The organism is Sphingomonas sp. AC411 (assembly GCF_979253035.1).
In genome coordinates this window covers 864308-888872 of the sequence record NZ_CEEDAQ010000001.1, presented here as the reverse complement: position 1 = coordinate 888872, position 24565 = coordinate 864308, and the positions used below count along the sequence as shown (strand labels likewise).

Sequence of the window (24565 nt, the reverse complement as noted above, 5' to 3'; positions counted from 1 at the left end):
GGGCTGGGGACGAACAGATGACCAAATTTGGCTTGCGCACGGGTTGCGCCTTTATCGCGTTGAGCATTGCCGCGCAGTCGCCAGCTTGGGCCCAGACGGTTCCTGCCACGCCTCCCGCCGCCACACCCTCGGCCGATGCGGTCCCGGAAGCCGCCGCACCGGACGCCACGACACCTGACGCCGCAGCGAGCGAAACCGGCGGCGACATCATCGTCACCGGCTCGGCGCGCCAGCAGCGCCGCTTCGACGTCTCCTACGCGGTCAACTCGCTGAGCAACGCCGACATCCAGAAGCTCGCGCCGATCAACTTCGCCGATCTGCTCGGCAAGCTGCCCGGCTTCGCGGTCGAGAACACCGGCGGCGAGGTCCAGAACATCATCCGCCTGCGCGGCCTGCCGAGCGACGGCGGCCTCGTCACCTTCCAGCAGGACGGCCTGCCGATGTTCCACGAGAATGACGGCAATTTCTTCCGCGGCGACAGCATCAACCGGTTCGATCTGATGACGCAGCGCGTCGAGTCGTGCGCGGCGGCCCTGCCCCGGTCTATGCCAGCTATGCCGCGGCGATCGTCAACAACATCACCGTGTCGGGCACCGATACGACCCGTGGCAAGGCGCAGGTCACGCTCGGAGACACCGGCCTCTACCGGCTCGACGCGTACCAGGCGGGCCCGATCGACGATTCGACCTATTACGCGATCGGCGGGTTCCTGCGCCGCCACGACGGCTACCGCGACAACGGCTTCCCCAACGATCGCGGCGGCCAGGTCCGCGCCAACATCAAGCACGACTTCAGCAACGGATCGCTGCGCGTGTCGGGCAATTACCTGAACGACCACAACGTCTTCTATCTGCCGATCCCGACCGCCGATCCGCGCGATCCGAGCAAGTCGCTCAACCAGTATATCGACTTCTTCAGTGGCACGATGAACTCGCCCGCGCTGCGCAACGCGAACATCCGTTTCCGCGAGGCCGACGGCACGACGCGCAACGTCGACGCCGATCTCGGCAATGGTCGCCACACCCAGTTCGGCAATGTCGGCGTCCAGTACGATGCGGACTATGACGGCTGGAAGGTCGCGGCGAAGGGCGGCGTCAGCGTCGGAAAGCTCCATTTCAACGCGCTGTATTCGACCAGCAACCCGTCGGATGCCAACGCCTATGCCAACGCGACCAGCAACGGGATCGGCACCCCGACCAACCTGGATAATGCCCGCAAGGCGTTCGGCGCCGGCGTGACCCGGCTCGGCTATGCGATTGCCGGCACCAACGGCGCGGAGGTCTACGACCCGAACAGCGCTTCCGGGCTGGTCGTCCCCGCGCAGTTCCGCGACGTCGTCTCCAAATATTATTCGACGCAGGGCGATCTCAGCGTCACGCGCTCGATCGCGACCGGCTTCGGCACGCACGATCTCCGCGTCGGCGTATACGGCAGCCTGTACGGCGAGACCAACGAGGTCGCGTATCAGGACTATCTGCTCGAGGTGAAGGGCAAGCCGCGGACGCTCGATTTGATCGCGTACAACGCCGCGGGCCAGGCGGTCGGTTCGGTCACCGACAACGGGGTGCTGCGCTATACGACCACGCTCAACCGCGGCAACACCGACGCCAAGATGTACGCGCTTTACGCGAACGACACGTGGGAATTGACCAAGGGCCTGACCCTGGACGGCGGTGTCCGCCACGAACGGTACAGCTTCAACGGCTATGCCTTCGCGACGACCTCCGCCAACCTCGGCGATCCGACCACGCTGGCCGACGACGGCGTCCGTGCGTTCACCGGCCAGATCATCAATTCGAAGCTGAGCCCGAACATCACCAACTGGACCGGCGGGATCAACTACGACGTCACGCAGCATCTCGGCGCCTATGCCCGCGCATCGCATCTCGAAACGCCGCCCTCGACGCAGGTCACGTATCAGATCAACCCGACGATCATCACGTCGAAGGCGAACCAGTACGAGGTCGGGCTGAAGGCCGCATTCGGCCGGTCGTATTTGTACCTGATCGGCTTCTATACGCGCTATAATCCGCTCAACGCATCGTTTGTCGCGCTCGACCCGGTCACCGGTCGCAACGACCAGTCCGTGCCATTCGTCGGCAAGGCGGAGATCAAGGGTATCGAGATCGATGGCAACCTCGCGCTGCCGTACGGCTTCGCGGTGACCGGCGCGCTGACGATCAGCGATCCGCAATATAAGAGCCTCGTCAACGCCAATGGCGCGAGTGCGGGCGATGTCGAGGGCAACCAGCTCGTCCGCGAACCGAAGGTCTACGGCAACATCCGTCCCTCGGTGGACTTCGACGTCGCGGGCAGTGCCGTGCAGATCTACGGCCGCTACGAATATACCGGCAAACGCTATGTCGACTTCTTCAACAACACCGCGCTGCCCGCCTACCAGACGGTCGGCGCTGGCATCACGCTGACGCACGACACGTGGCAGATGCAGGTCGTCGGCGACAATCTGTTCAATGCCAAGGGCCTGACCGAAGGCAATACGCGCACCGACCAGTTGAGCGGCCAGGGCACGGCCGACGCGATCTACGGCCGACCGAACTTCGGTCGCAACGTCCGCCTCGTGGTCAGCAAGTCCTGGTGACGGGCTTGCGTTTGATGCTTGCGGCGCTGGCGATGACGGCGGCTGCACCGGTGTGGGCGGAAACGCCTTCATCGGTAGTGGTAACGGATACGGTCGTCGACACGCTGTCGGAGCGACTGTTCCCGATGCTCGGGGCGCTGGGGCGGTTGCCGACAGCGACGTTCGATACGCGGGCGCGACGGATTGCCGCGTGCGGTGACGTACCCGCCTGCGTGATCGAGACGACGATCTGGACCGATCAGGACCGGGCGATGGTCGTCGCCAGTCTGTCCAAGAATGGCGCGCGGCCGAAGTCGAATGCCGACATGTCGGTGGCGGCCGGCATCGATCAGGAACTCGAGGCACTGAACGTCGTGCTCCGGGTCTACGGCCTCGGCTTGCCCGGACGCTACCCGAAGATCGACGGACCGATCTTCGCCACCGACACGCCGTTCTTCGCCGACAGCGTGAAAGTCGCGATCGATACCGCGCGCGCCGCGTCGGATGCGCCGCCCGCGACGATCGCGGCCAGCGTGCGGCTGGCTGTGGCGTTGCTCGATGCCAACGATGCGACGGCGGCGACGCGGTTCGAACCGCTCGACCAGCGCGAGAATGCAGGCGCACGCACGCTTGCCGCGCGGACCGACTGGAAGGCCTTCCGCTATTCGCTGCTGATCGTGCCCGGCGTCGGTCCAGAGGATGTCGGCACCACACTCAGCCCGCGCAGCAAGCTCCACGCACTGCTCGCCGCGCAACGCTATCGCCAGGGTCTCGCGCCCTTCATCCTCGTCTCGGGCAGCGCGGTGCATCCACGCGGCACGCGCTTCGTCGAAGCCGTCGAGATCCGCCGCGCACTGGTCGAGCGCTACGGCATCCCCGCCGATCGCGTGATCCTTGAGCCGTACGCGCGGCATACGACCACCAACCTGCGCAACGCGACGCGGCGCATGGTGGCGCTCGGCATCCCGCTCGACCGCCCGACGCTGATCGTGACCGACGCCGAGCAGAGCAAATACATCGAGAGCCAGACCTTCACCGACCGCAACCGCACGGAGCTGGGCTATCTGCCAGGGACGGTTGGGCGGCGGCTATCGGTGTACGACCTGGAATTTCAGCCGTCGCGGCTATCCCTACGCCACGATCCGCGCGATCCTCTCGATCCATGAGCGATTATTTCAGGCACTCGAACCCGGTAAACACCCCTGCCGCCACCCCGGCGAAGGCCGGGCCCAGTTGGGAAACGTCGCCAACGGAGGGCCGCGCTCGGTTACATCGACCGTTCCACCTGGGCCCCGGCCTTCGCCGGGGTGGCGCGGTTTTAGGACGGGTCTGCTGTTCGCGGCCATGTTGGCGACCCCCGCCGCCCTCGCCGCACAACAAACCCCCGCAGACCTCGTCGACCCCTTCGTCGGCACGCTCGCCGATTTCGGCCAACTCTCCCCCGCCGCCGTGGCCCCGTTCGGCATGATGCAACTCGGCCCCGACACCAGCCCCGCCAACCACGCCGGCTACGATCACGCCGCAACCACATTACTCGGCTTTTCGCACACCCGCGGCGTCGGGGTCGGCTGCGGCGGCGCAGGCGGCGACCTGATGATCTCGGTGCGCTATGCCGGCCAGTCCGGCCCGGCGCTGATCGACAAACCCAGCGAAACCGCGCGGCCCGGCGTGTACCGCGTCCGCTACGACGGCGGCATCCTCGCCGAGATGGCGGCGACCCGCGGTGCCGGCGTGTTGCGCTTCACCCTGCCCCGTGCCGGCACGGTCGACCTGCGGATCGACCCGCGACACAGCTATTCGAAACGTCTGGCGGCAAGCTGGGGCAGCCTCGCCAGCGACGACCTCCGCGCCGATCTGGTCGCGGGCACGGTCTGCGACCAGGGCGCCTATCATCTCCACAGCGCCAGCCGCATCCTCGTCAACGGACGGCGGATCCACCAGACGCTGACCGCCGGCCGGAACGATCTGGCCACTCTTCACATCGCCGGCAAAGCGGGCGACGCGATCGAAATCCGCACCGGGCTATCGACCGTCGACGGACCCGGCGCGGCGTCGGTTCGCGATACCGAAGTCGGCAACAAGTCCCTCGCCGCCGTCGCGACCGAAACACGCGCCGCCTGGAACCGCGTCCTCGGCCGCGTGGTGCCGAGCGGCTCGCGAGACCAGCGTGCGCTGTTCTACACCTCGCTCTACCGCGTCATGGAAACCCCGGTCGCGATCGACGATCCCGATGGGCGACACCGCGACAAGGACGGCGCGGTGCAGACCTCGCCCAAGGGCCGGACGCGCTACGCCAACTGGTCGCTCTGGGATAATTACCGTACGCAGATGCCGCTACTCGCGCTGCTCCAGCCCAAGCGTAGCGCGGATATCGCGCAGTCGCTGGTCGCCCTGTACGCAGGCGGCAAGGCACAATGGTCGACGTCCAACGAGCCGTTCCTGACGGTCCGCACCGAACATGCCGGGATCGCGCTGCTCGACATGCACCGCAAGGGCATCGCGTTCGACGCGAACGCCGCGCTGGCCGGGATGGCGTCGGACAGCGACACGCTCAAGCGCGGCACGCCCGACGAACAGATCGAGGCCGCCTATGACGATTGGGCGACCGCCGAACTCGCACGCGACCTCGGCCGAACGGCGCTGGCGCAGACCTTCACCGCCAAGGCCCAGAGCTACCGCCCGATGTGGCGATCGGTGTTCCAGACGCCCGGCGCGGACGGCGACGTCGTCAAGGCGCGCGGGCTGTACCAGGGCACCTTGTGGCAATATCGCTGGGCGCCGATCTTCGACCTGCCGTGGATGATGCAAACGGTCGGGCGCGATGAGACTGCTCGGCGAACTGCATCATTTCTTCGATGCTCGCCTGTTCAACATGACCAACGAACCCGACATCCAGGTACCCTGGATGTTCGCAGCACTGGGCCAGCCGCAGCCGACCGCCGATCTGATCCGGACGATCCTGACCAAGCCGATCGCGCACCCTATACCAACAGCGGCAAGCTGCCGGTGCCGTTCGTCGGCCGCAGCTTCGCGCTGTCGCCGCAGGGGTTCGCCGACGGGATGGACGACGATGCCGGCGGGATGACCGCCTGGTACGTGTTCGCAACGCTCGGCCTGTATCCGCTGGTACCCGGCGAGCCATGGTACGTCGTGACGACCCCGGCGTTCGCCCGCTCCGACATCGATCTCGGCAACGGCCGCACGCTGACGATCCGGCGCTCGGGGCCCGAGGACGGCCGGATCACGCAGGCCAGCCTCAACGGACGGCCTCTGCCGGACTTCCGGGTCCAGCACGCGGACCTGCTCCGCGGCGGCACGCTGACGATCACGACGGGAAGAATTGTCCCGCAACTGCAAGACGCCGCCGCTAAGACGGTGAACAATGGAGCAAGCCGCCCCCGCTGAAGTCGTCGATCGCCCGATCCAGCGGGCGCGGATGATCGGCTATGCGAGCGGCAATTTCGGCAAGAACGTCCTCGCGTCGACGATGGATGTCTTCCTGCTGTTCGTCCTGACCGAACGCTGGGGTGTGTCGCCAGCGGCCGCCGGGCTGGTGGTGATGGTGGGGCTGGTCTGGGATGGCGTCTGCGATCCGCTGCTCGGCCGGCTGGTCGATCGGTCCGCGGACCGGCTCGGGCTGTACCGGCGGCTGCTGTTCGTCGGTGCGCCCCTTGTCGGGGTGTTATTCACGCTGTTCTTTCTCGATCCCGGCTGGCGCGGACCGGCGATCCTCGCATGGGCGACCGTGATGGTGCTGCTGTTCCGCACCGCCTATTCGGTGTGCGACGTCGCGCACAACGCGCTGATGATGCGGATGACGCGAGTGCCGGGCGCCGCGACGACGCTGTCCGGCTTGCGGTATATGTTCAGCTGCCTCGGTGCGCTGACCGTCGCACATTTCGCGCGCGCATTCGTCGATCCGGCGGCCGACGGCGGTGGTTATGGCCTTCTCGCCGTCACCGGCGGTGCGGCGCTCGCCTATGTCGCGACCCTGTGGCTGTCGGCTGCTTCCGCACCGCGATCGGTGGTCGTACCTGGCGCCTCGGCCCCGCGCGCGTCGCTCGCCTGGATCCTCGGCAACCGGCCGCTGCTGCTGTTGCTGGCGCTCGGCTTCGTCCAGGCGCTGACGCTACCGTTCTTCGCACGCTCCTTCGCCTATATCGGCAAGGGGATATTTCACGATCCGGGCTGGACCGGCAAGGCACTGACCACGCTGGCGCTCTCGCAACTCGTCGCGCTACCCGGCTGGATGAGCATCGCGCGGCGTATCAGGCAAGCGCACGTGCTTACTCTCGCGCTGATCACGACGGCGACCGGTCTGACGCTGTTCGCGGCGGTGCCCGCAGCAATCGCGGGTATCGCGGTGTTCGGAATCGGCAATGCAGGGTTGCAGATGATGATCTGGGTGCTCCTCGCGAACGCCATCGACCACGGCGAATGCCACACCGGCGTCCGCTTCGAGGGACTGCCGGTGGCGCTGTTGCTACTCGTCCTGAAGCTCGGTGGCGGCCTCAGCGGCGCATTGCTCGGTCAGGGATTGTCCTGGGTCGGATGGGCGGTCGCGACACCACTAAAATTTGAGAACGGCGCAAACCTGCTGACGATGGCCTGGGCCGTGCCGTTGATCGGCGCGCTGATCTGCCTCGTCATCGTTACGCGACAAGTTCCCAAGGCAACGCCCGCCGTCTGAAGCCCGCCGCCGGTCGGCTGTGCCGACAAGATGGCGTTCTCGGTGCAAGCTCATGCCACTTTCCTGATCGTTTCATCCAGCGTCGCGACGGCAATGCCGAGCTTGCGGACGATCATGCGGTTCTGCGCGATCCGCGCGTCTCTCAAAAGCGTCAGCCACTGGTCGACACGAAGCCCGCCCTTCATCGCAAAGGATAGATGCAGCCTATCACCCGGTATGTCGCAACTCTGGATCGCATGCCGGGTCAGGTCGTTGCCGCTGCGATCGCCATCGCGGTCGCGCCATCCGGAGCCCCGCCGGCATCCTTCCGCTCCGAATAGCGATCGACCAGCTGCGCACTATGTGGCCGGAGCAGCACCGTGAAGCGCACCAGTTCCTCCATCACGTCGACGATCCGGTCGTAATAGCTCGACGGCTTCATCCGGCCGTCGTCGTCGAACTCCGTAAACGCCTTGGCCACGCTCGACTGGTTGGGGATCGTCACCATCCGCATCCACCGGCCGAGCACGCGCAAGGTATTGACGCTGTTGAACGACTGCGACCCTGCCGACACCTGCATCACCGCCAGCGTGCGCCCTGCGTCGGCCGCATCCCGCCGATCGCGAGCGGCAGGTGATCGACCTGCAGTTTCATGATCCCGGTGATCTGGCCGTGCCGCTCGGGACTGCACCAGACATGCCCTTCGGACCACATCGACAGCGTGCGCAGTTCGTCGACGGCGGGATGATCGTCGTTCGCGATCTGGTCCGGCAGCGGCAATGTCGAAGGATCGAAGATCCGCGTCTCGCAGCCGAAGAATTCCAGCAGCCGCGCGGCTTCCTCGACGCACAGTCGCGAATAGGCGCGTTCGCGCAGGCTACCGTACAGTAGCAGTATCCGTGGCGGCGGGTCGTTCGGCCCTAGTCCCAGCGCGGGGCGATCGTGCACGTAACGCCGATCGAGCGCGGGCAGATGGGTTGGGTCGGAAAGCGTACGAAGCGGCATCAGGCGGTCCTCGGTGCGAGTAGAATGACGCAGGTGCCTACCATGCAGAGCGCCGCGCCGCCGACGTCCCAGCGATCCGGGCGGACGCCCTCGACCGCCCACAGCCACAGCAACGACGCGCAGATATAGACACCGCCATAGGCCGCATAGGCACGCCCGGCCGCGTCGCTGTCGACCCGCGTCAGCAGCCAGCACGAGACACGCCATGCCGGGGGCGAGCCATAGCGGCGATCGGTCGAGCCGCAGCCAGGCCCAGAATGCGAAGCACCCGCCGATCTCGGCCAGCGATGCGGCAAGATAGACGAGTGCGGTCACGCCATCCCGATCCGAAGCGCGAGGGCGGCGAGCGTCACCAGCAGCACCGGGACCGTCAACGTCGCGCCGACCCGAAAATAATAGCCCCAGCCGATCCGGATGCCCTTCTGCCCGAGCACGTGCAGCCACAGCAACGTCGCGAGCGATCCGATCGGCGTGATCTTCGGCCCGAGATCGCAGCCGATGACATTGGCATAGATCATCGCCTTGCGGACCGCGCCGGTCGCGTGTGTCGCGTCGATCGACAGCGCCCCGACCAGCACGGTCGGCATGTTGTTCATCACCGACGACAGCAGCGCGGCGATGATCCCCGTACCGAACGCCGCACCCCAGACTCCGCCTTGCGCGGTACGGTCGAGCAGCGCCGCGAGATGGTCGGTCAGCCCGGCGTTACGCAGGCCGTAGACGACCAGATACATGCCGAGCGAGAAGATCACGACCTGCCAGGGCGCCCCGCGCAGGACCTTGCGCGTCTCGATCACATGCCCCCGCCCGGCGATCGCCAGCAGCAGGAGCGCGCCCGCAGCGGCGACCGCGCTGACCGGCACGCCGATCGGTTCGAGCAGGAAGAACCCGGCGAGCAACAACGCGAGCACGACCCAACCCGCCTTGAACGTCGCGGGATCGCGGATCGCGGCCGCCGGTTCGCGAAGCGCCGCCACGTCATAGTCCGTCGGGATATCGCGGCGAAAGAACAGCAGCAGCACGATCAACGTCGCGGCGATCGATGCCAGGTCGACCGGCACCATCACCGACGCATAATCGGCAAAGCCGATCCGGAAGAAATCCGCCGACACGATGTTGACGAGGTTCGAGACGATCAGCGGCAGGCTGGCGGTATCGGCGACGAACCCTGCCGCCATCACGAACGCCAGCGTCGCCTTGTCGCGGTGGCCGAGCGCACGCAGCATCGCGATCACGATCGGCGTCAGGATCAGCGCGGCGCCGTCATTGGCGAACAACGCCGACACCGCCGCGCCGAGCAACACGATCAGCACGAACAGCCGCCTGCCCTGCCCGCCGCCCCAGCGTGCGACGTGCAACGCCGCCCATTCGAAGAACCCCGCCTCGTCGAGCAACAGGCTGACGATGATGATCGCGACGAAGGTGGCGGTCGCGTTCCAAACGATCCCCCACACGGTCGGGATATCGCCGAGCGAGACGACGCCCGCGAGCAGCGCGACCGCCGCGCCGCCCAGCGCACTCCAGCCGATCCCGAGCCCCCTGGGCTGCCAGATGACTAGCGCGATCGTGACGACGAAGATGGTCAGCGCAAGCAGCATCAGGCGGGCTGGCGACCCGCGTCGAGGACACGCTGGCCATCTTCGCCGATGACTCGCTCGCCGTCTTCCTTGGCGAACGCCGCGCGCTGCGGCGCGGGCAGCAGGTCGAGCACCGCTTCGGACGGGCGGCACAGTTTCACGCCCAGCGGCGTCACCACCAGCGGCCGGTTGATCAGGATCGGATGCGCGATCATCGCATCGAACACCGCGTCGTCGGACAGGGCCGTGTCGCCCAGGCCCAGTTCGGCAAACGGCGTCCCCTTCTCGCGTAGCAGATCGCGCGGCGTCATACCGGCGCGCGCGACGAGGTTGACGAGCAGCGCGCGCGACGGCGGCGTCTTCAGATATTCCACGACATGCGGCTCGATGCCCGCATTGCGGATCAGCCCGAGCACGTTGCGCGACGTGCCGCATTCCGGGTTGTGATAGATCACGATATCGACGGCCACGGCGGGTCCTTTCAGCAGCACGGGGTGAGTTCGGCGAGCAGCGGCGCGCACAGGTCGGCGTTGCCGGCGCAGCAATCCTTGACGAGGAACAGCATCAGCGCACGCACGCCATCGAGGTCGGCACGATAGACGATCGAGCGACTGTGACGCTCGGATCGCACCAGCCCGGCGCGTGCGAGCACCCCGAGATGAGCTGACATCGTGTTCTGCGGCACGTTCAGCTGCCGCGCGATCTCGCCGGCAGCGATCCCGCCGGGCTCATGCCGCACCAGAAGCCGAAACGTATCGAGCCGCGTGGTCTGTGCGAGCGCGCCGAATGCTATGATTGCCGAATCGCTATCCATATATCCAGCATAGTAGATATCTCTGATTTGGAAAGAGCGGCGTTCGATCATCGATCGGGTTCGGCTGTCGCGCCAGCCGAGATGAGCCTCCCGCAGCGCCGAAGAGGCGTTGCGGTTGCGCGCTACTGCGGCATCCCCGGCCCCGCCGGCGTGGCGAACCAGATGACGTGCCGGGGTCCCTTGCCGTTGCTGCGGGCGCGGACGACCACTTCGTCGGTGCGGAACCCGGCCGATGCCAGGCGCCGGCTGAAAACCGGATCGGGTGCGGCCGACCAGATCGACAGGATACCGTCGGGCGTAAGGGCCCGCTTCGCCGCCGCCAGACCGCGCGTCGAATAGAGCCTGTCATTGTCGGTACGGGTCAGGCCATCCGGACCATTATCGACATCCAGCAGGATGGCGTCATACGCCGAGGCGGTCTCGGCGATGACCGACGCGACGTCGCCCTCGACCAGCCTTACGCGCGGATCGTCGAGACACCCGGCCATCAACGACGCCATCGGACCCCGTGCCCAGGCGATGATCTCGGGTACCAGTTCGACCACCGTTATCCGTGCCGTGTCGTCGAGAGCCGCTAGCGCGGCGCGGAGCGTGAAACCCATCCCGTACCCGCCGATCAGCAGATGCGGCCTTGGCCGGTCGTGCAATCGCGCGCACGTCATCTCGGCCAGTGCCTCTTCCGAACCGCTCATCCGGGTGCTCATCAGCTCGGCGCGATCGAGCAGGATCATGAAATCCGCCCCACGCCGATAGAGCCGCAGCTCTTCGCCGCCGCCCGGCACGATCGCTGTCGCCATCAATTCTCGCGGGGTCATATCATTCTCGAGTCCGAGGATACCGAACGTGTGCATCACCGATGCCGATGCCTCGGCGCTGTGCCGCGTGTCGTTACCCGGCGCAGCGCGGCGCGTACAGGAGGATATGGCGCATGTCGGCCCATACCGGAACGCCGCGGCCGCAGATCACACCCGCGGATTACGCCCGGTGAGCAAATCGCAGGACGACCGTCGTCCCCCGTCCGTATCCGCCAACGTGACATTTGCCTTGAGGCGGGCGGCGGCGGAGCGGACGATCGCCAGGCCCAGCCCGCTTCCCTCGGGGCTGCCGGGCGCACCGAGCCTGACGAACCGGTCGAACACCATTTCGCGGTGTTCGGGTGCGATGCCGGGGCCGTCGTCGGCGATCGTGACCGTCGTCGCCGCCTGGGTCGCCTCGAGCATGATCGAGACGGTGCCGCCGCGCCGATTGTAGCGGATGCCGTTGTCGACGAGGTTGGAGAGGATCTCGAAGATCAGCGTCCGGTGACCCGACACGACCGGGCCGGTGGTCCCCTCGCCTTCCAGCGTCAGGTCGATGCCCGCCTCGATCGCGTGCTTGATTTGGCGGGTGATGACCGCGGCGGCGACTTCGCGCAGGTCGACCGCTTCGAGCGGGGCCGACACGCCAGCTTCCTCGGCACGCGCGAGGGCGAGCAACTGCGTCACAAGCCGTTCAAGCCGGACGACCGCGTCGGCGATCTCGTCCAAAGCCTCGCGCCGCTCCGCGTCCGAACCGCGGCGAGCGAGCGCGACCTGGACCTTCAGCACCGACAAGGGCGTGCGCATCTGGTGCGAGGCGTCGGCGGTGAAGCGGCGGACGCCGACGGTGGCGGTGTCGAGCTGCGCCAGGAGACGGTCGAACGCGCCGGCGAGCGGGCGGAGTTCGCTGGGAAGCGGGCCGGTGTCGAGCGGGGAGAAATCCGGGCGCGCGCGTTCGTCGCGCGCTTCGACGGCACCGCGGAGGCGGGCCAGCGGACGGAGGGACCAACCCAACGCCGGGCGGAGGAGCAACGCCGCGGCACCGACGAGGACGCATTCGCCGATCAGCAGCGCGAGCATGAGGCGCCGGGTGAGCGCACCGCGGTTGTCGAGCGTCTCCGCGATCTGGACGATGACCGGCTTGTCGATCCGTGGGAGCGAGCGGCGGACTTCGGCGATGCGGATCTTCTGGCCGCGGTAGCGCGCGAACCGGTAGCGCGGCACGTCGATCGCGAGCGTTGCGGGGTCGGGCGCGGGCAAGTCCGCATAGCCGGTCAGCAGGTCCGGCCCCACGGCCACGCGGTAATAGACGTTGTCGCGTTCGGTGTTCTCCAGCATCCCGAACGCGGCCGCGGGCAGGTCGAGCGTCACCTCGCCGCGCTCGACCTGCACCGTTTCCGCGATCGCGCCGAGCGCACCGCCGAGCACGCGGTCGTTGGTGCGGCGCACGACGTCGGCGATCAGCGTCGCGCCGACCACGCCGATCAGGATCGCCGCCGCCAGCAACGGGCCGAGCACCGCGACCAGCAGCCGGGTGCGCAGCGCCGGGGTGCCCCGATCGGCAGCTACGGTCTCAGCCGGCATCGAGCATGTAGCCGACGCCGCGGACTGTGCGGATGCCCGGGCCGTCCGGCGCGAGCTTGGTCCGCAGGCGGGTGACATGGACCTCGATCGCATTGTCGCCGACCGGCTCGTCGAACCCGAACACCTCGCCGATCAGCAGCGCGCGCGGCACCACGCGGCCTGCGCGCGTCGCGAGCGCCTCCAGCACCGCGCGCTCGCGCCGGCGCAGGTCTAGCGCGCGGCCCGCGATGTCGGCGTCGCCGGTCGAGCGGTTGATCGTCAGCGTACCGACGCTGAGCACCGGCAGCGGATCGCCGCCCCGCCGCCGGCCGAGCGCGCGCACCCGCGCCTCCAGTTCCTCGGGCTCGAACGGTTTGCGCAGATAGTCGTCGGCACCCAGGTCGAGCCCGCGCACCCGATCGTCGAGCGCATCGCGCGCGGTCAGCATCAATACGGGCACGCGCTCACCACGCCGCCTGAGCGTTTCCAGCACGGTGAAACCATCGATCCCGGGCAGGCCGACGTCGAGGATCACCAGCGCATAGGGCTCCCCCGCGACCACCGACAGCGCGTCCTCGCCGGTCGCAACGTGATCGACCGCGTTGCCGCCCGCGCGCAGCAACGCGCCGATGCTGCGCGCCAGCGCGGCGTCGTCCTCGATCACCAGGATGCGCATGGAAACCCGTGAAAGGTTGGTGACAGCTTCAATTCGTACTCCACCCCTGCAGTCTATCCGAACACAGAGACGGAAGGCGAGGAGAGTGATGATGGCACGAATTTTTCTGAAGATCGCATTGCTGGCCACGAGCTTCACCGCGACCGCCGTCGTGGCACAGCGTCCGGCCGGCTATCCGCGATCCTACGACCAACTGATCGACGAGGCGCGCGCCGAGCGACAGGTGCGGATCTACGGCAATGCCGATCGCGCCGAGTTGCTGCCGGTCGTCGCGGCGTTCCGGAAGCGCTATCCGGGCATCACGGTGCTGTACGCGGACCTCGGCTCCACCGAGATGTATCGCCGCTTCGTCACCGAGACGCGCGCCAGGAAACTGTCCGCCGATCTCATCTGGTCGTCGGCGATGGACCTGCAGGTCAAGCTGATCAACGACGGCTTCGCGCAAGGCTATGCGAGCCCCGAAAAGCCCGCGCTGCCGCCGGTGTCGGTGTGGAAGAACATGGGCTTCGGCGTCACCGCGGAGCCGATCGGGATCGTCTATAACAAGCGCCTGGTGCCGCTTGCACAGGTGCCACGCACGCATGCCGCACTGGAGACCTGGCTGCGACGGAACGCGGCAGCGCTGACCGGCCGCGTCACGACATTCGACCCGGCGCGCTCCAATGTCGGATATCTGTACCTGACGGAGGACCTCGCCATCACGCGCGATACGCGGTCGCTGCTGGAGGCGATCGCCGCGACCAAGCCCGTGCTGTCGCAGACCAGCGAGCCGATGCTGCGCGGGGTCGCCGAGGGCCGACAGGCGATCGCGTACAACGTCATCGGCTCCTACGCGTTGGAACGTGCGCGGACCGACCCGCGGATCGGCGTCGCGTTCCTCCAGGACTATACGATCGTCACGTCGCGGATCGCGTTCATCGCGCGCGAGGCGGCGCACCCGGCGGCGGCGAAGCTGTTCCTCGATTTCCTGCTGTCGCGCGAGGGGCAGTCGCTGCTTGCCAAGCGCAGCTTGTGGCCGGTCCGCACCGACGTTTCCGCCCGCCGCCTTCCATCAGCCCAGGCGCGACCGATCCGCGTGGGCCCGCAACTTCTCGTCAACCTCGACCGCGTCAAGCGCCAGCGTTTCCTGCGCGACTGGACCGCGATTCTCGCCACCGGAGCCCAAAACTGACTCTCTTCCGTACCGGGTGCGCCGCACTCGCCTTGATTGCAGCAACCCCGGCACTCGCGCAGACTCCGAGCGACGCAGACCTCGCCGCGCTCGTACGTGCGCAGGCCGCCGAGATAGCCGCGCTGAAGTCGCGGCTCGACCGGCTGGAGAACAACGCCGCCGTCGCGCAAGCATCCGCGCCGGTCGCGTCGTCGCAGCCAGCACCGCAGGCGGTCGCGCAGAACAACGAACCGCGCCGCACCCTGCCGTTCGCGCCACAGCTCGCGCCCCCGGCCCCGCCGATCGCAGCGTCGCGCAGGCGGTTGCGGCGCGCGACAATCCGTCGGGCGTGACCACCGAATGGGGCGCAGGCCTACCCGTCTTCCACTCCGCGGACGGCGTCTACACCTTCAAGCCGCGCGGCCGCATCCTGACCGACGTCAGTTCCAGTTTCGGCTCAAATACGACGGCCGCAACATCACGACGACCGGCATGCGCGCACTCCGCCTCGGTCTCGAAGGCGGCGTCGGCACGCATTTCTTCTACCAGTTCGAGAGCGACTTTTCGGAGAACGAGGTCGACGTCGTCACCGCGTTCGTCGGCTGGCGCAACAAGATCAAGCCCGGCCTCGATTACGACGTCCGCGCCGGCCACCTGTTCAACGACCGCAGCTTCGAGGGCTCCACGGGATCGGATTCGACGCCGTTCCTCGAACGCTCCACCGTCTCGACCGCGATCATCCCGCAGCGTGGGTTCTACGGCATCGGCGTGATGCCGCGCATCTTCTGGAAGACCGGCCACGCCTCGGTCACCGTCACCGGCGACCGGATCGACGGCACGCAGACGGTCGGCGACAGCCGCACGGTGCTCGGCCGCGCCCACTGGAACCCGATCAAGTCGGATACCGGCGTGCTCCACATCGGCGCGTGGGGCTTCGACGAATCGCTATCGTCCGTGGCCGGCACGCTGACGCGCAACACGGTGATCGGCGGCCGTTTCAACGGTGCGCTGCGCGTGTCGACCGGGCCGTTGATCGGCGGCACCGGCACGACCGGCTACGGCGTCGAGCTCGGCGGCTATCGCGGGCCGTTGTGGGTGATGGGCGAAGCGGGCCGCCGCAACGCGCGGCTCGACGGCGGTCGACCCGATTTCGTCAGCAAGGCGTGGAGCGTCTCGGGCGGGCTTTTCCTGACCGGTGACCTGCCGCCGTACAACCCACGGCTCGGCAGCTTCGGCCAGCCCAAGGTGTTGAAGCCCACGTTCGATGGCGGGGTCGGCGCGATCGAACTGACCGCGCGCTACGAAAGCCTCGATTTCGACAACCTGCTGACCGGTGGCGACGGCTGGGCGGCGACTGTAGGCGTCAACTGGTACCTCAACAGCTTCACCCGCTTCCAGGTGAACGCAATCCAGTGGAACACCGACAACCGCGCCGGCGACTATGTCGGCAACGACAGCGGCCAGACGGTGAGCGCCCGTGTCGGCGTGACGTTCTGATGCTGGCCGGAATGTGCTCTGCCACGGCGACCCGCCCCCAACGCTCCGTCATCCTGACGAAAGTCAGGACCAGAGCCACGCAGCACTGCACCCTGTAATCCTGGGTCCTGACTTTCGTCAGGATGACGGCGTGTTTGTGACGACGTCCGCGATGGCGTCTGCGACGACGTCCACGACCGCGGTGGCGACAGCGCCTGCCACCGCCCCCGCGCCCTTTTTCACGCCCTTTCCTAGGACGATGCGATGAATCTTGCCCTGCTCGGCTTCCTGATGGTCGCCACGTTCATGACGCTGATCATGACCAAGAAGATGACGCCGCTGGTCGCGCTCATCGTAATCCCGTCGATCTTCGGCGTGTTCGCTGGCGAGGCCGCGGGCCTCGGCCCGATGATGATCGACGGCATCAAGAACCTTGCGCCGACCGGCGTCATGCTGCTGTTCGCGATCCTGTTCTTCTCGACGATGACCGATACCGGGCTGTTCGATCCGCTGGTCGGGCGGCTGATCCGGATGGTCCACGGCGATCCGATGCGGATACTGATCGGGACGGTCGTGCTGTGCGCACTCGTCAGCCTCGATGGCGACGGCTCGACGACGTATATCATCACGATCGCCGCGCTGCTGCCGCTCTACAAGCGCTTCAACATGAACCGGCTGTATCTCGTCTGCCTGTTGATGACGACGAGCGGCATCATGAACCTGACGCCGTGGGGCGGCCCGACCGCGCGCGCGGCGAGTGCGCTGAAGCTCGATCCGGCGACGCTGTTCCTGCCGCTGATCCCCGGCATGATCGCCGGCCTCGCCTTCCTGATCGGCCTCGCCGTCTATTTCGGGCGTAAGGAGCGCGTCCGGATGGGTGAAGCCGGCATCACGGCGGATACCGAGTTCACCGGCATGGCCGTCTCGCAATATCCCGAGGCACGCCGCCCGAAACTGATCTGGTTCAACGCCGCGCTCGTTATCACGCTGCTCACGTTGCTGGTGTGGGGCATCCTGCCGCTGTCGGTGCTGATGATGCTGGCGTTCGCGATCGCGATGATCGTCAACTATCCCGGCGTCGCCGACCAGAAGGAGCGCATTTCCGCACATGCCGGCAACGTGCTGGCGGTGGTGTCATTGATCTTCGCGGCGGGCATCTTCACCGGCATCCTCGGCGGTACCGGCATGGTCGAGGCGATGAGCAAGGCGGTGGTCGGCGTGATCCCGCCCGCGCTCGGGCCGTACATGGCGCCGATCACCGCGGTGCTGAGCATGCCGGCCACCTTCTTCATCTCGAACGACGCGTTCTATTTCGGCATGCTGCCGATCCTCGCCGAGGCCGGCGCGCATTACGGCGTCGCCCCCGAAGCGATCGCCCGTGCGTCGCTGATGGGCCAGCCGGTCCACCTGCTCAGCCCGCTGGTGCCCTCGACCTATCTGCTGGTCAGCCTGGTCGGCATCGACCTCGCCGATCACCAGCGCTTCACGCTCGTGCCGGCCATCGCCGTCTGCACGGTGATGACGCTGGTCGGAATGGTCGCGCTCGCCTTCCCGTTCGTCGCCTGACGTGAGCATCCCCGCAACCCGCCGCTACCGGAGATTTCGCATGGTCCGACCGCGTACACCGCTGATGCTGCTCCCCGCGATGGGCTGCGACGGGCAGCTCTGGGCGCGGCAGATCGTCGACCTCGCCGCCGTCGCGCAGGTCGAGTTCGGCGACCTGTCGCAGGACGATACGCTGTCGGCGATGGCGGCGCGGGTGCTCGCCGCCGCACCGCCGCGGTTCGCGGTCGCCGGCGTGAGCCTCGGCGGGTACGTCGCGATGGAGATGGTCCGCCAAGCCCCCGACCGGATCGAGCGGATCGCGTTGTTCGGGACGCGCGGGTCGATGGACGTGCGCCCGCGTACCGTCGCCGGGCAAGGGATGCTCGCCACCGCACCGCACGCCGATCCCCTGCTCAGCGCGATCGTCAGCGGTCCCGCGCAGGCGATGGCGGACCGCGTCGGCCCGGTGGTGTTCGAACGCCAGCAACGCGCGCTGCTCGCCCGGCCCGACATCAGCGAGGCGATCGCCGCGATCCACGTGCCTACGCTAGTCGCGGTCGGCGATCGCGACCGGATCTGCACCCCCGACGACGCGCTGTCGCTGAGCTTGCGGATTCCGGGCGCACGCTTCCATCTGCTGCGCGGATGCGGCCATCTTTCCCCGCTCGAACGCCCGGGCGAGGTTACCTCGGTGCTCCGCCAATGGCTCAGGCAGGACTGACCGTCGCTCCGTCGGCGTGAATGGTGCCCGCCGGTCCGCCCGGCCCGGCCCGGCCCGGCCCGCCCCGCCCCGCTACGTGGTTTCCGATGCTGGGGCGCCATCCGTGTTCCCGTTAGGCGAGTGCATGTTCCGGCTGTCGGACCATGCACTCGCAAAAAGGGCTCCACGCCATGGTCGAACTCAACCTCGCGGATCGTCGCGCCACCTCCGGGACCACGGCGTCGAGCGCCGACCTGACGACGCGGAATGGCTATGTCTTCCGCGTCCGGCCCGCGGCACCGTCCGACGAAGCCGAATTGGGAGAGCTGTTTCGGCACGTCGACCGCGACGATCTGCGATTTCGGTTTCTCAGTGCGATCCACAAGGTCGGGCATGACCAGCTGAAGGCGCTGGTCACGGTCGATCACGAGCATGTCGAGAATTTCCTCGCCTTCGACATCGCCAGCGGGCGAATGATCGCGACCGCGATGCTGGCGGCGGACGACACGCTCAGCCGCGCCGAAGTCGCGCTGGCGATCCGGACCGACTATAAGCGGCTCGGGATCAGCTGGACGCTGCTCGATCACGTCGCTGCGTTCGCGCGGGCGAAGGGGATCCAGACGCTGGAATCGATCGAAAGCCGCGACAACCATCAGGCGATCGACCTCGAGCGCGAGCGCGGCTGGATCGCATCGGCCTGTCCGGGCGATCCAGCCTCGATGGTCCTCAGGATGACCCTGACGCCGCCAGCCGTCTGACGCGCGCGACCGTCCACTTCGTCGCCTCGGTCACGATCACGGTCGCGACCGTCGCGACGAGGCAGAAGCGGAGCGTTCCCGCCGTTACGGGCGACGTGCCGAGCACCCCGCCGAGCGGTGGCCACAGCATCGCGCTCGCCTGCAACGCCAGCGCGATGCCGACGCCCAGCAGCAACCACGCGTTCGACAATACCGGCTCGCGAAAGATCGAGCGCCGCTCGCTGCGCATGCACAGTACGTAGACGTTCTGGAACAGCACGGTCATCAACAGCACCGCGTTCTGGATCTCGGCAAGCGGGCGCCCCTCACGCTGCATGCCCGCCACGAGATACAGCGCGAGCCCGGTCATCAACAGCGCCGGCGGGATCATCAGCGCGATCGCGCTCCGGTCGAGGATCGGCGCGCTCGGCGGACGTGGCAGCTGGCGCAGTTCGTCGCCCTCGCCGCGGCCGAAGCCGAGCATCACGTCCTGCGCGCCGTTGGTGACGAGGTTGAGCCACAACAGCTGCACCGCGGTCAGCGGCATCGGCAGGCCGAGCACGACCGCGCCGATGAACATGCCGATCTCCGCAATCCCGGTGGCGAGCAGGATGATGACGATCCGCCTGACGTTGGCATAGGTGACGCGGCCCTCCTCGACCCCGGCGACGATCGACGCGAAATTGTCGTCGGCCAGCACCAGGTCGGCGGCGCCGCGCGCGACGTCGGTTCCGGCGACGCCCATCGCCACGCCGATATGCGCCGCCTCGAGCGCGGGCGCGTCGTTGACGCCGTCGCCGGTGACCGCGACGAGTTCGCCGCTGGCGGCGAGGATGCGGACGATCTCCAGCTTCTGCACCGGTTCGATCCGCGCGAACACGCGGCCGCCGAGCACCAGCGCGGCGAGTTGCTCGGGCTGGCCCGCAAGATCGGTCATCTGCGCGCCGGTGACGACCTGCGCCTCGGTGACCTCGAGCCCGAGCCCGCGGGCGATCGTCAGGGCCGTGCCGGGATTATCGCCGGTGACCATCCGCACGCCGATCCCCGCCTCGGCACAGCGCGCGATCGCGTCCGGGACTTCGGGGCGGACCGGGTCGATCAGCCCGATCCAGCCGAGCAGCACGAGGTCTGTCGGTGCAGTCGGATCGGCGGTCGTCGCGCCCGCCGACGCGGCAACGGCGATCACGCGATAGCCTTCGCCGGCCATGGCCAGGGCGGCGGCGAACGCGCCGGGGTCCATCGTACGACACATCTGCCGGATGATCTCGGGCGCACCCTTGGCGAACACGCGGACGCCCTGCCCCTCCGCCACCGCAACGGTCGAGAATTTGCGGACCGGTTCGTAGGAAGCGCCGCGGTCCGCGCGACCGCATGCAGCGCGGCCAGATCCTCACCACCCTCGCCCGCAAACCGCAGTAGCGCGACGTCGACCAGATCCCGACGGGCTCACCGTCGGGTCCGATCGATGCCTCGTTGCAGAGCGCAGCGGCGCGGCGCATCTCCGCCAGACTGTCCGCAAGCCAGTCGGCGCTCGCGAATGCCCGCCCGTCGGCGAGCAGTATCTTCTCAACGGAAAGAACGTTCCGCGTCAGCGTGCCCGTCTTGTCGCTGGCGATGATCGTGCACGCGCCAAGCCCCTCGACCGCGGGCAGCGAGCGGACGATCACCTTCCGCGCTGCCATCCGCCGGGTCCCTGCCGCCAGCGCGACGGTCACCGCGATCGACAGGCCTTCGGGGATCGCCGACACCGCCAGCGCGACCGCGAGCAACAGGATCTGGTCGCCCGGCCGCCCCTGCATCACCAGGACGAGCGCGAACGGGATGATCAGCACGATGGTCGCGATGCTGATCTGCCGTGCCAGCCGGTCGAGCCGGACGACGAGCGGTGGCGGCGTCGCCTTGGCGGTCCGCAACGACGCGTCGATCGCCCCCAGCGCGGTGTCGGCCCCGGTCGCGACGACGACGCCGGTGCCGCGTCCCTGCTCGATCATCGTGCCGGCCAGCACCATCGTCGTGCGCTCGCCCGGCGGCGTGGCGGCGGCCAACAGCGCCGTCTGGTCCTTCGCGACCGCCACGGATTCACCGGTGAAGGTCGACTGATCGACGCGCAGCGCGCTGCTCGACGCGAGGCGGATATCGGCGGGCACGGCCATCCCGCTCTCCAAGGCTACGACATCACCGACGACGATCGCTCGCGCGTCGACGACCGATACAGCGCCGCCGCGCAGGACGGTCGCGGTCTGGCCGATCATGCGGCCGAGCGCGGCGAGGCTGTCCGCCGCCTTGCTCTCCTGCACCGTGCCGATCGCCGCGTTGACGAGCAGCACGACACCGATGAACCCCGCATCGGTGCGGTGGCCGAGCCCGAGCGAGATCGCCGCCGCCGCGATCAGCAGATAGATCAGCGGACTGTTGAACTGCCGCGCGAACAGCAGCAGCGTCGAGGGCGCCGGCGGCGGCGCGAGTTCGTTCGGCCCGTCCCGGAGCAAGCGCGCGGCGGCATCATTCGCGCTCAGACCGCTCGCACTGGTATCGAGCAGCGCCATCACGCGTGCGGCAGGCGTCGCATGCCAAGCTCGCGGGGTGAGTCTCTGGTCGTGCCGCTGGTCGATCAGGCGTTCGGCGATCACTGGCCGGTCGCTTCGATGATCGTGACGGGAGTACCGGTACCGGCACTCGCCAGTGTCTCGCGCGTCACCAGCAGCGTCGTACCGGGCGTCGTCACGGTCGCCAGCGCGGCGCGGAATCCCTCCGCCAGATGCCCCTTGGCACGATCCTCGGCGGTCAGTTCGCCGGTTCTCGGATCGCCGGGCAGCGGCAGGCGCAGCCAATGCTCGCCGGCCGCATCGATCGATTGCAGCGTGAACGCGGCGGTCCGCTCGATCGGCGCATCGAACGCGATCGCGCCGGAACCGATCTCGATCCCGTTGCGCAGCATGACCACCCGCTTGTCGCGCCCGCTGATCACGATCGAGACCGGCCCCTTGGGCGACAGCGCCGGGTTCCAGACGAAGTCCCCGCCCTCCAGATCCTGCCGACGTCAGCATGCCCGGCTTGGCGGCCACCACCGGAACGCGCGCGTCCTGCGTGATGACGACGGTGATCCCCAGCCGCGTGATCCCGAACAGCAGTTTCGCGAACGCGGGCGGCAGCCGGATGCAACCATGCGACGCGGGATAGCCCGGCAGATTGCCCGCATGCATCGCGATCCCGCCCCAGGTCAGCCGCTGCATGAACGGCATCGCCGCGTCCTTGTAGAGGTTCGACACGTGATCCACGTCCTTCTGGAGCACGGTGAAGACCCCGGTCGGCGTCGCATGGCCATCGCTGCCGGTCGACACCGTCGAGACCCCGATCGCCACGCCGTTGCGATAGGCATAGGCCTTCTGCGCCGCGAGGCTGACGATCACCGTCACCGGCCCGGCGGGGGCGATCTCGGGTGCCCAGAGATATTCGCCGGGCTTGAGCTGCTCGATCCGGCCGTCGATGCTCGGCGGTAGCTGCGCCGAAGCCGTGGTCGCGAAAAGGAGGGCGAGCGCGAGGCTGCACGTCAGGCGGCGCGTCGTCATGGTGGGTTCCGATCGTAGAGGTGTCGCCGAACACGGCGGTCGACCAGACGCTACTGATCGCGCCGCACCCGCATCACCATCGGAAACTACGCATCGGATCCTCACGATCCTCCCCGCAAGGGGAGGTGGCGAGCGCAGCCTGACGGAGGAGGAAAGGGATAACCTCTGTTTCTTATCCTCCCCCTCCGTCACCTTCGGCGCCACCTCCCCTTGCGGGGGAGGATCGTTAAGTCGGCTGTCCGCCTGATTGCTTTTATACCGCGCCGCCAATGAGCTTCCCGATCGCCGCGGTCGCGGCCATCGCGAACGCCCCCAGAAAGTAACGCGGACCGTGCCACGCCAGACGATCGCGCCGCCGGTCCTCGCGCCGATCGCGCCGAGCAGCGCCAGGAACAGCAGCGAGCCGATACCGACCGCCCAGACGAGCAGCCCCGCCGACACCACGAACACCGTCAGCAACGGCAGCGCCGCGCCGACCGTGAAGCTCGCCGCAGACGCGAACGCCGCCTGCACCGGCCGCGCGCGCGTACCCAGCGGGATGTCGAGTTCGTCGCGGGCGTGCGCCCCGAGCGCATCCTTCGCCATCAACTGCGCAGCGACCGTCGTGGCGGTAGCCTCGTCCACCCCGCGCGACGTAGATCGCCGCGAGTTCGGCCAGCTCACCGCCCGGATCGTCGACCAACTCGCGCCGCTCCCGCGCAAGTTCGGCATTCTCGGTATCCGCCTGCGCGCTGACCGAGACATATTCGCCCGCCGCCATCGACATCGCGCCGGCGACCAGCCCCGCCGTCCCCGCGATGACGATAGCGCTCGTCTGGTCCGCACCCGATGCGGACGCCGCCGCGACGCCGATGATCAGGCTCGCGGTCGACACGATCCCGTCATTGGCGCCGAGCACCGCCGCGCGCAGCCTGCCGATCCGGTCGACGACGTGACGTTCGCCGTGGCTGGCGCCGTGGCTGGAGATCGCGCGGGCCATCACGCGATTTCGAGCATATTCTCGACCTTCACCGCGCCCGGCGCCGCCCAGGCGGTCCGCTCGGCGACCATCCGGTCGTGCGGCAGATCGACCGATCCAGTTAGTCGTACGGTGCCGCCATCGACCGACACCTTGATCGTGTCGCCATCGAAGAACCATGAGCGGTGCAGCGCGGTGCGGATATCGTTGCTGACATCGGTGACGTCGACCCGCGGCTTCAGCGTGATGTGGTTGACCACACCGACCACGCCTGCCAGCGGCCGCGCCGCCGCTTCGGCCGCATCCTTCTGGAAGTGCCAGCGCACTTCGCCGCGCAAGCTGACCCAGCCGTCCTCGACCTGTGCCTTGATGCAGTCGGCCGGGATCGTCGTGTCCCAGGACAGCCGCTCGACGATCGCACTGGCAATCGCCTCGTCGCCGCGCTTGAAGCGGTCCTCCAATTGCACTTCGATCTTCTCCGCGACGGCCTTCACCCCGTCGACGCGCGCCGCGGCACGCTCGGCGGCGTATTTCGCCGCATAGCTGCCGGCGTGGCCGCTCAGCGTGACGACGCCGTTGTTCGCGGTGACGCCGATATGCCCGGCGGGGACGCTCGGATCCCAGTTGAGTTCGGCGAGGACGGCCTTCTGCAATCTTGCGTCGTGGGACATGACACTCTCCTGAAGCGACGCGGGGAGGCCCGGCCGATGATCGCGAGCCTATCGATCCGGCCGATCGCCGACAGCGTCGG

At 67.9% G+C, this 24565-nt stretch carries 17 protein-coding genes and 5 pseudogenes; 9 read left to right on the top strand and 13 right to left on the bottom strand.

What is annotated here, in order from left to right; all coding sequences use genetic code 11:
* The first annotated feature begins 17 nt into the window (after positions 1 to 17).
* The 4 genes and pseudogenes from AC0IX7_RS04620 (at position 18) to AC0IX7_RS04605 (ending at position 7268) form a co-directional block, all read left to right on the top strand.
* A pseudogene (locus AC0IX7_RS04620) lies at positions 18 to 2599 on the top strand (TonB-dependent receptor).
* Between the two features lie 14 nt (positions 2600 to 2613).
* Positions 2614 to 3744, top strand: coding sequence for a YdcF family protein (locus AC0IX7_RS04615; RefSeq protein ID WP_471813740.1), 1131 nt, complete (start codon positions 2614 to 2616; stop codon positions 3742 to 3744).
* A gap of 178 nt (positions 3745 to 3922) precedes the next feature.
* Positions 3923 to 5983 (top strand): glycoside hydrolase domain-containing protein, encoded by a 2061-nt coding sequence (locus AC0IX7_RS04610; protein ID WP_471810705.1) that lies wholly within the window; start codon positions 3923 to 3925, stop codon positions 5981 to 5983.
* On the top strand, positions 5961 to 7268 hold the full coding sequence (locus tag AC0IX7_RS04605; protein WP_471810704.1) for an MFS transporter: 1308 nt from the start codon (positions 5961 to 5963) through the stop codon (positions 7266 to 7268). Before AC0IX7_RS04610 ends, AC0IX7_RS04605 begins: the two co-directional genes overlap by 23 nt.
* A 50-nt stretch (positions 7269 to 7318) precedes the next feature.
* Here AC0IX7_RS04605 and AC0IX7_RS04600 read toward each other — a convergent pair whose 3' ends face one another.
* The 9 genes and pseudogenes from AC0IX7_RS04600 to AC0IX7_RS04560 all read right to left on the bottom strand — a co-directional run bounded on the left by AC0IX7_RS04600 (position 7319) and on the right by AC0IX7_RS04560 (position 13679).
* Entirely contained in the window at positions 7319 to 7453 is a 135-nt protein-coding gene (locus AC0IX7_RS04600) for a hypothetical protein (RefSeq protein WP_471810703.1), read from the bottom strand.
* A 59-nt stretch (positions 7454 to 7512) separates the two neighbouring features.
* Positions 7513 to 8252: pseudogene (gene arsH, locus AC0IX7_RS04595) on the bottom strand (arsenical resistance protein ArsH).
* Positions 8252 to 8567: pseudogene (locus tag AC0IX7_RS04590) on the bottom strand (YnfA family protein). Before AC0IX7_RS04590 ends, arsH begins: the two co-directional pseudogenes overlap by 1 nt.
* The gene (locus AC0IX7_RS04585) at positions 8564 to 9850 is read right to left on the bottom strand and encodes an arsenic transporter (protein WP_471810702.1); all 1287 of its coding nucleotides are present in this window, start codon (positions 9848 to 9850) and stop codon (positions 8564 to 8566) included. Before AC0IX7_RS04585 ends, AC0IX7_RS04590 begins: the two are co-directional and overlap by 4 nt.
* The gene (gene arsC, locus AC0IX7_RS04580) at positions 9850 to 10299 is read right to left on the bottom strand and encodes an arsenate reductase (glutaredoxin) (RefSeq protein WP_471810701.1); all 450 of its coding nucleotides are present in this window, start codon (positions 10297 to 10299) and stop codon (positions 9850 to 9852) included. Before arsC ends, AC0IX7_RS04585 begins: the two co-directional genes overlap by 1 nt.
* Before the next feature lie 11 nt (positions 10300 to 10310).
* The gene (locus AC0IX7_RS04575) at positions 10311 to 10643 is read right to left on the bottom strand and encodes an ArsR/SmtB family transcription factor (RefSeq protein WP_471810700.1); all 333 of its coding nucleotides are present in this window, start codon (positions 10641 to 10643) and stop codon (positions 10311 to 10313) included.
* 122 nt (positions 10644 to 10765) lie between these two features.
* Positions 10766 to 11458 carry a spermidine synthase gene (locus tag AC0IX7_RS04570; protein WP_471810699.1) on the bottom strand — a complete coding sequence of 231 codons (693 nt, stop codon included), beginning with the start codon at positions 11456 to 11458 and terminating at the stop codon, positions 10766 to 10768.
* Positions 11459 to 11605: 147 nt separating this feature from the next.
* Complete coding sequence (locus AC0IX7_RS04565; protein WP_471810698.1) at positions 11606 to 13024, bottom strand: sensor histidine kinase; 1419 nt, start codon at positions 13022 to 13024, stop codon at positions 11606 to 11608.
* Positions 13014 to 13679, bottom strand: coding sequence for a response regulator transcription factor (locus tag AC0IX7_RS04560; RefSeq protein ID WP_187502981.1), 666 nt, complete (start codon positions 13677 to 13679; stop codon positions 13014 to 13016). The genes AC0IX7_RS04565 and AC0IX7_RS04560 overlap by 11 nt, the downstream gene beginning before the upstream one ends.
* A gap of 91 nt (positions 13680 to 13770) precedes the next feature.
* On the opposite strand from AC0IX7_RS04560, the gene AC0IX7_RS04555 reads away from it, so the two are divergent.
* From AC0IX7_RS04555 to AC0IX7_RS04535, 5 genes and pseudogenes are all read left to right on the top strand, one after another.
* Positions 13771 to 14850, top strand: coding sequence for an ABC transporter substrate-binding protein (locus tag AC0IX7_RS04555; RefSeq protein WP_471810697.1), 1080 nt, complete (start codon positions 13771 to 13773; stop codon positions 14848 to 14850).
* Positions 14847 to 16326: pseudogene (locus tag AC0IX7_RS04550) on the top strand (OprO/OprP family phosphate-selective porin). The gene AC0IX7_RS04555 and the pseudogene AC0IX7_RS04550 overlap by 4 nt, the downstream one beginning before the upstream one ends.
* A gap of 243 nt (positions 16327 to 16569) precedes the next feature.
* A complete protein-coding gene (locus AC0IX7_RS04545) occupies positions 16570 to 17871 on the top strand; it encodes a CitMHS family transporter (RefSeq protein WP_471810696.1) in 1302 nt (433 codons plus the stop codon).
* 40 nt (positions 17872 to 17911) lie between these two features.
* Positions 17912 to 18571, top strand: a complete 660-nt coding sequence (locus AC0IX7_RS04540) for an alpha/beta fold hydrolase (protein WP_471810695.1) — start codon at positions 17912 to 17914, stop codon at positions 18569 to 18571.
* 170 nt (positions 18572 to 18741) lie between these two features.
* Complete coding sequence (locus AC0IX7_RS04535; RefSeq protein ID WP_471810694.1) at positions 18742 to 19308, top strand: GNAT family N-acetyltransferase; 567 nt, start codon at positions 18742 to 18744, stop codon at positions 19306 to 19308.
* Here AC0IX7_RS04535 and AC0IX7_RS04530 read toward each other — a convergent pair.
* The 4 genes and pseudogenes from AC0IX7_RS04530 to AC0IX7_RS04515 all read right to left on the bottom strand — a co-directional run bounded on the left by AC0IX7_RS04530 (position 19277) and on the right by AC0IX7_RS04515 (position 24485).
* Positions 19277 to 20410: an HAD-IC family P-type ATPase gene (locus AC0IX7_RS04530; protein ID WP_471813738.1), complete on the bottom strand. Its 1134-nt coding sequence runs from the start codon at positions 20408 to 20410 to the stop codon at positions 19277 to 19279. The two genes, AC0IX7_RS04535 and AC0IX7_RS04530, sit on opposite strands and share 32 nt — an antisense overlap.
* Positions 20301 to 22856 carry an HAD-IC family P-type ATPase gene (locus tag AC0IX7_RS04525; RefSeq protein WP_471810693.1) on the bottom strand — a complete coding sequence of 852 codons (2556 nt, stop codon included), beginning with the start codon at positions 22854 to 22856 and terminating at the stop codon, positions 20301 to 20303. The genes AC0IX7_RS04530 and AC0IX7_RS04525 overlap by 110 nt, the downstream gene beginning before the upstream one ends.
* Before the next feature lie 253 nt (positions 22857 to 23109).
* Positions 23110 to 23835 (bottom strand): annotated as a pseudogene (locus AC0IX7_RS04520) (VIT1/CCC1 transporter family protein).
* The gene (locus tag AC0IX7_RS04515; protein WP_471810692.1) at positions 23835 to 24485 is read right to left on the bottom strand and encodes a BON domain-containing protein; all 651 of its coding nucleotides are present in this window, start codon (positions 24483 to 24485) and stop codon (positions 23835 to 23837) included. Before AC0IX7_RS04515 ends, AC0IX7_RS04520 begins: the two are co-directional and overlap by 1 nt.
* Positions 24486 to 24565 lie beyond the last annotated feature (80 nt).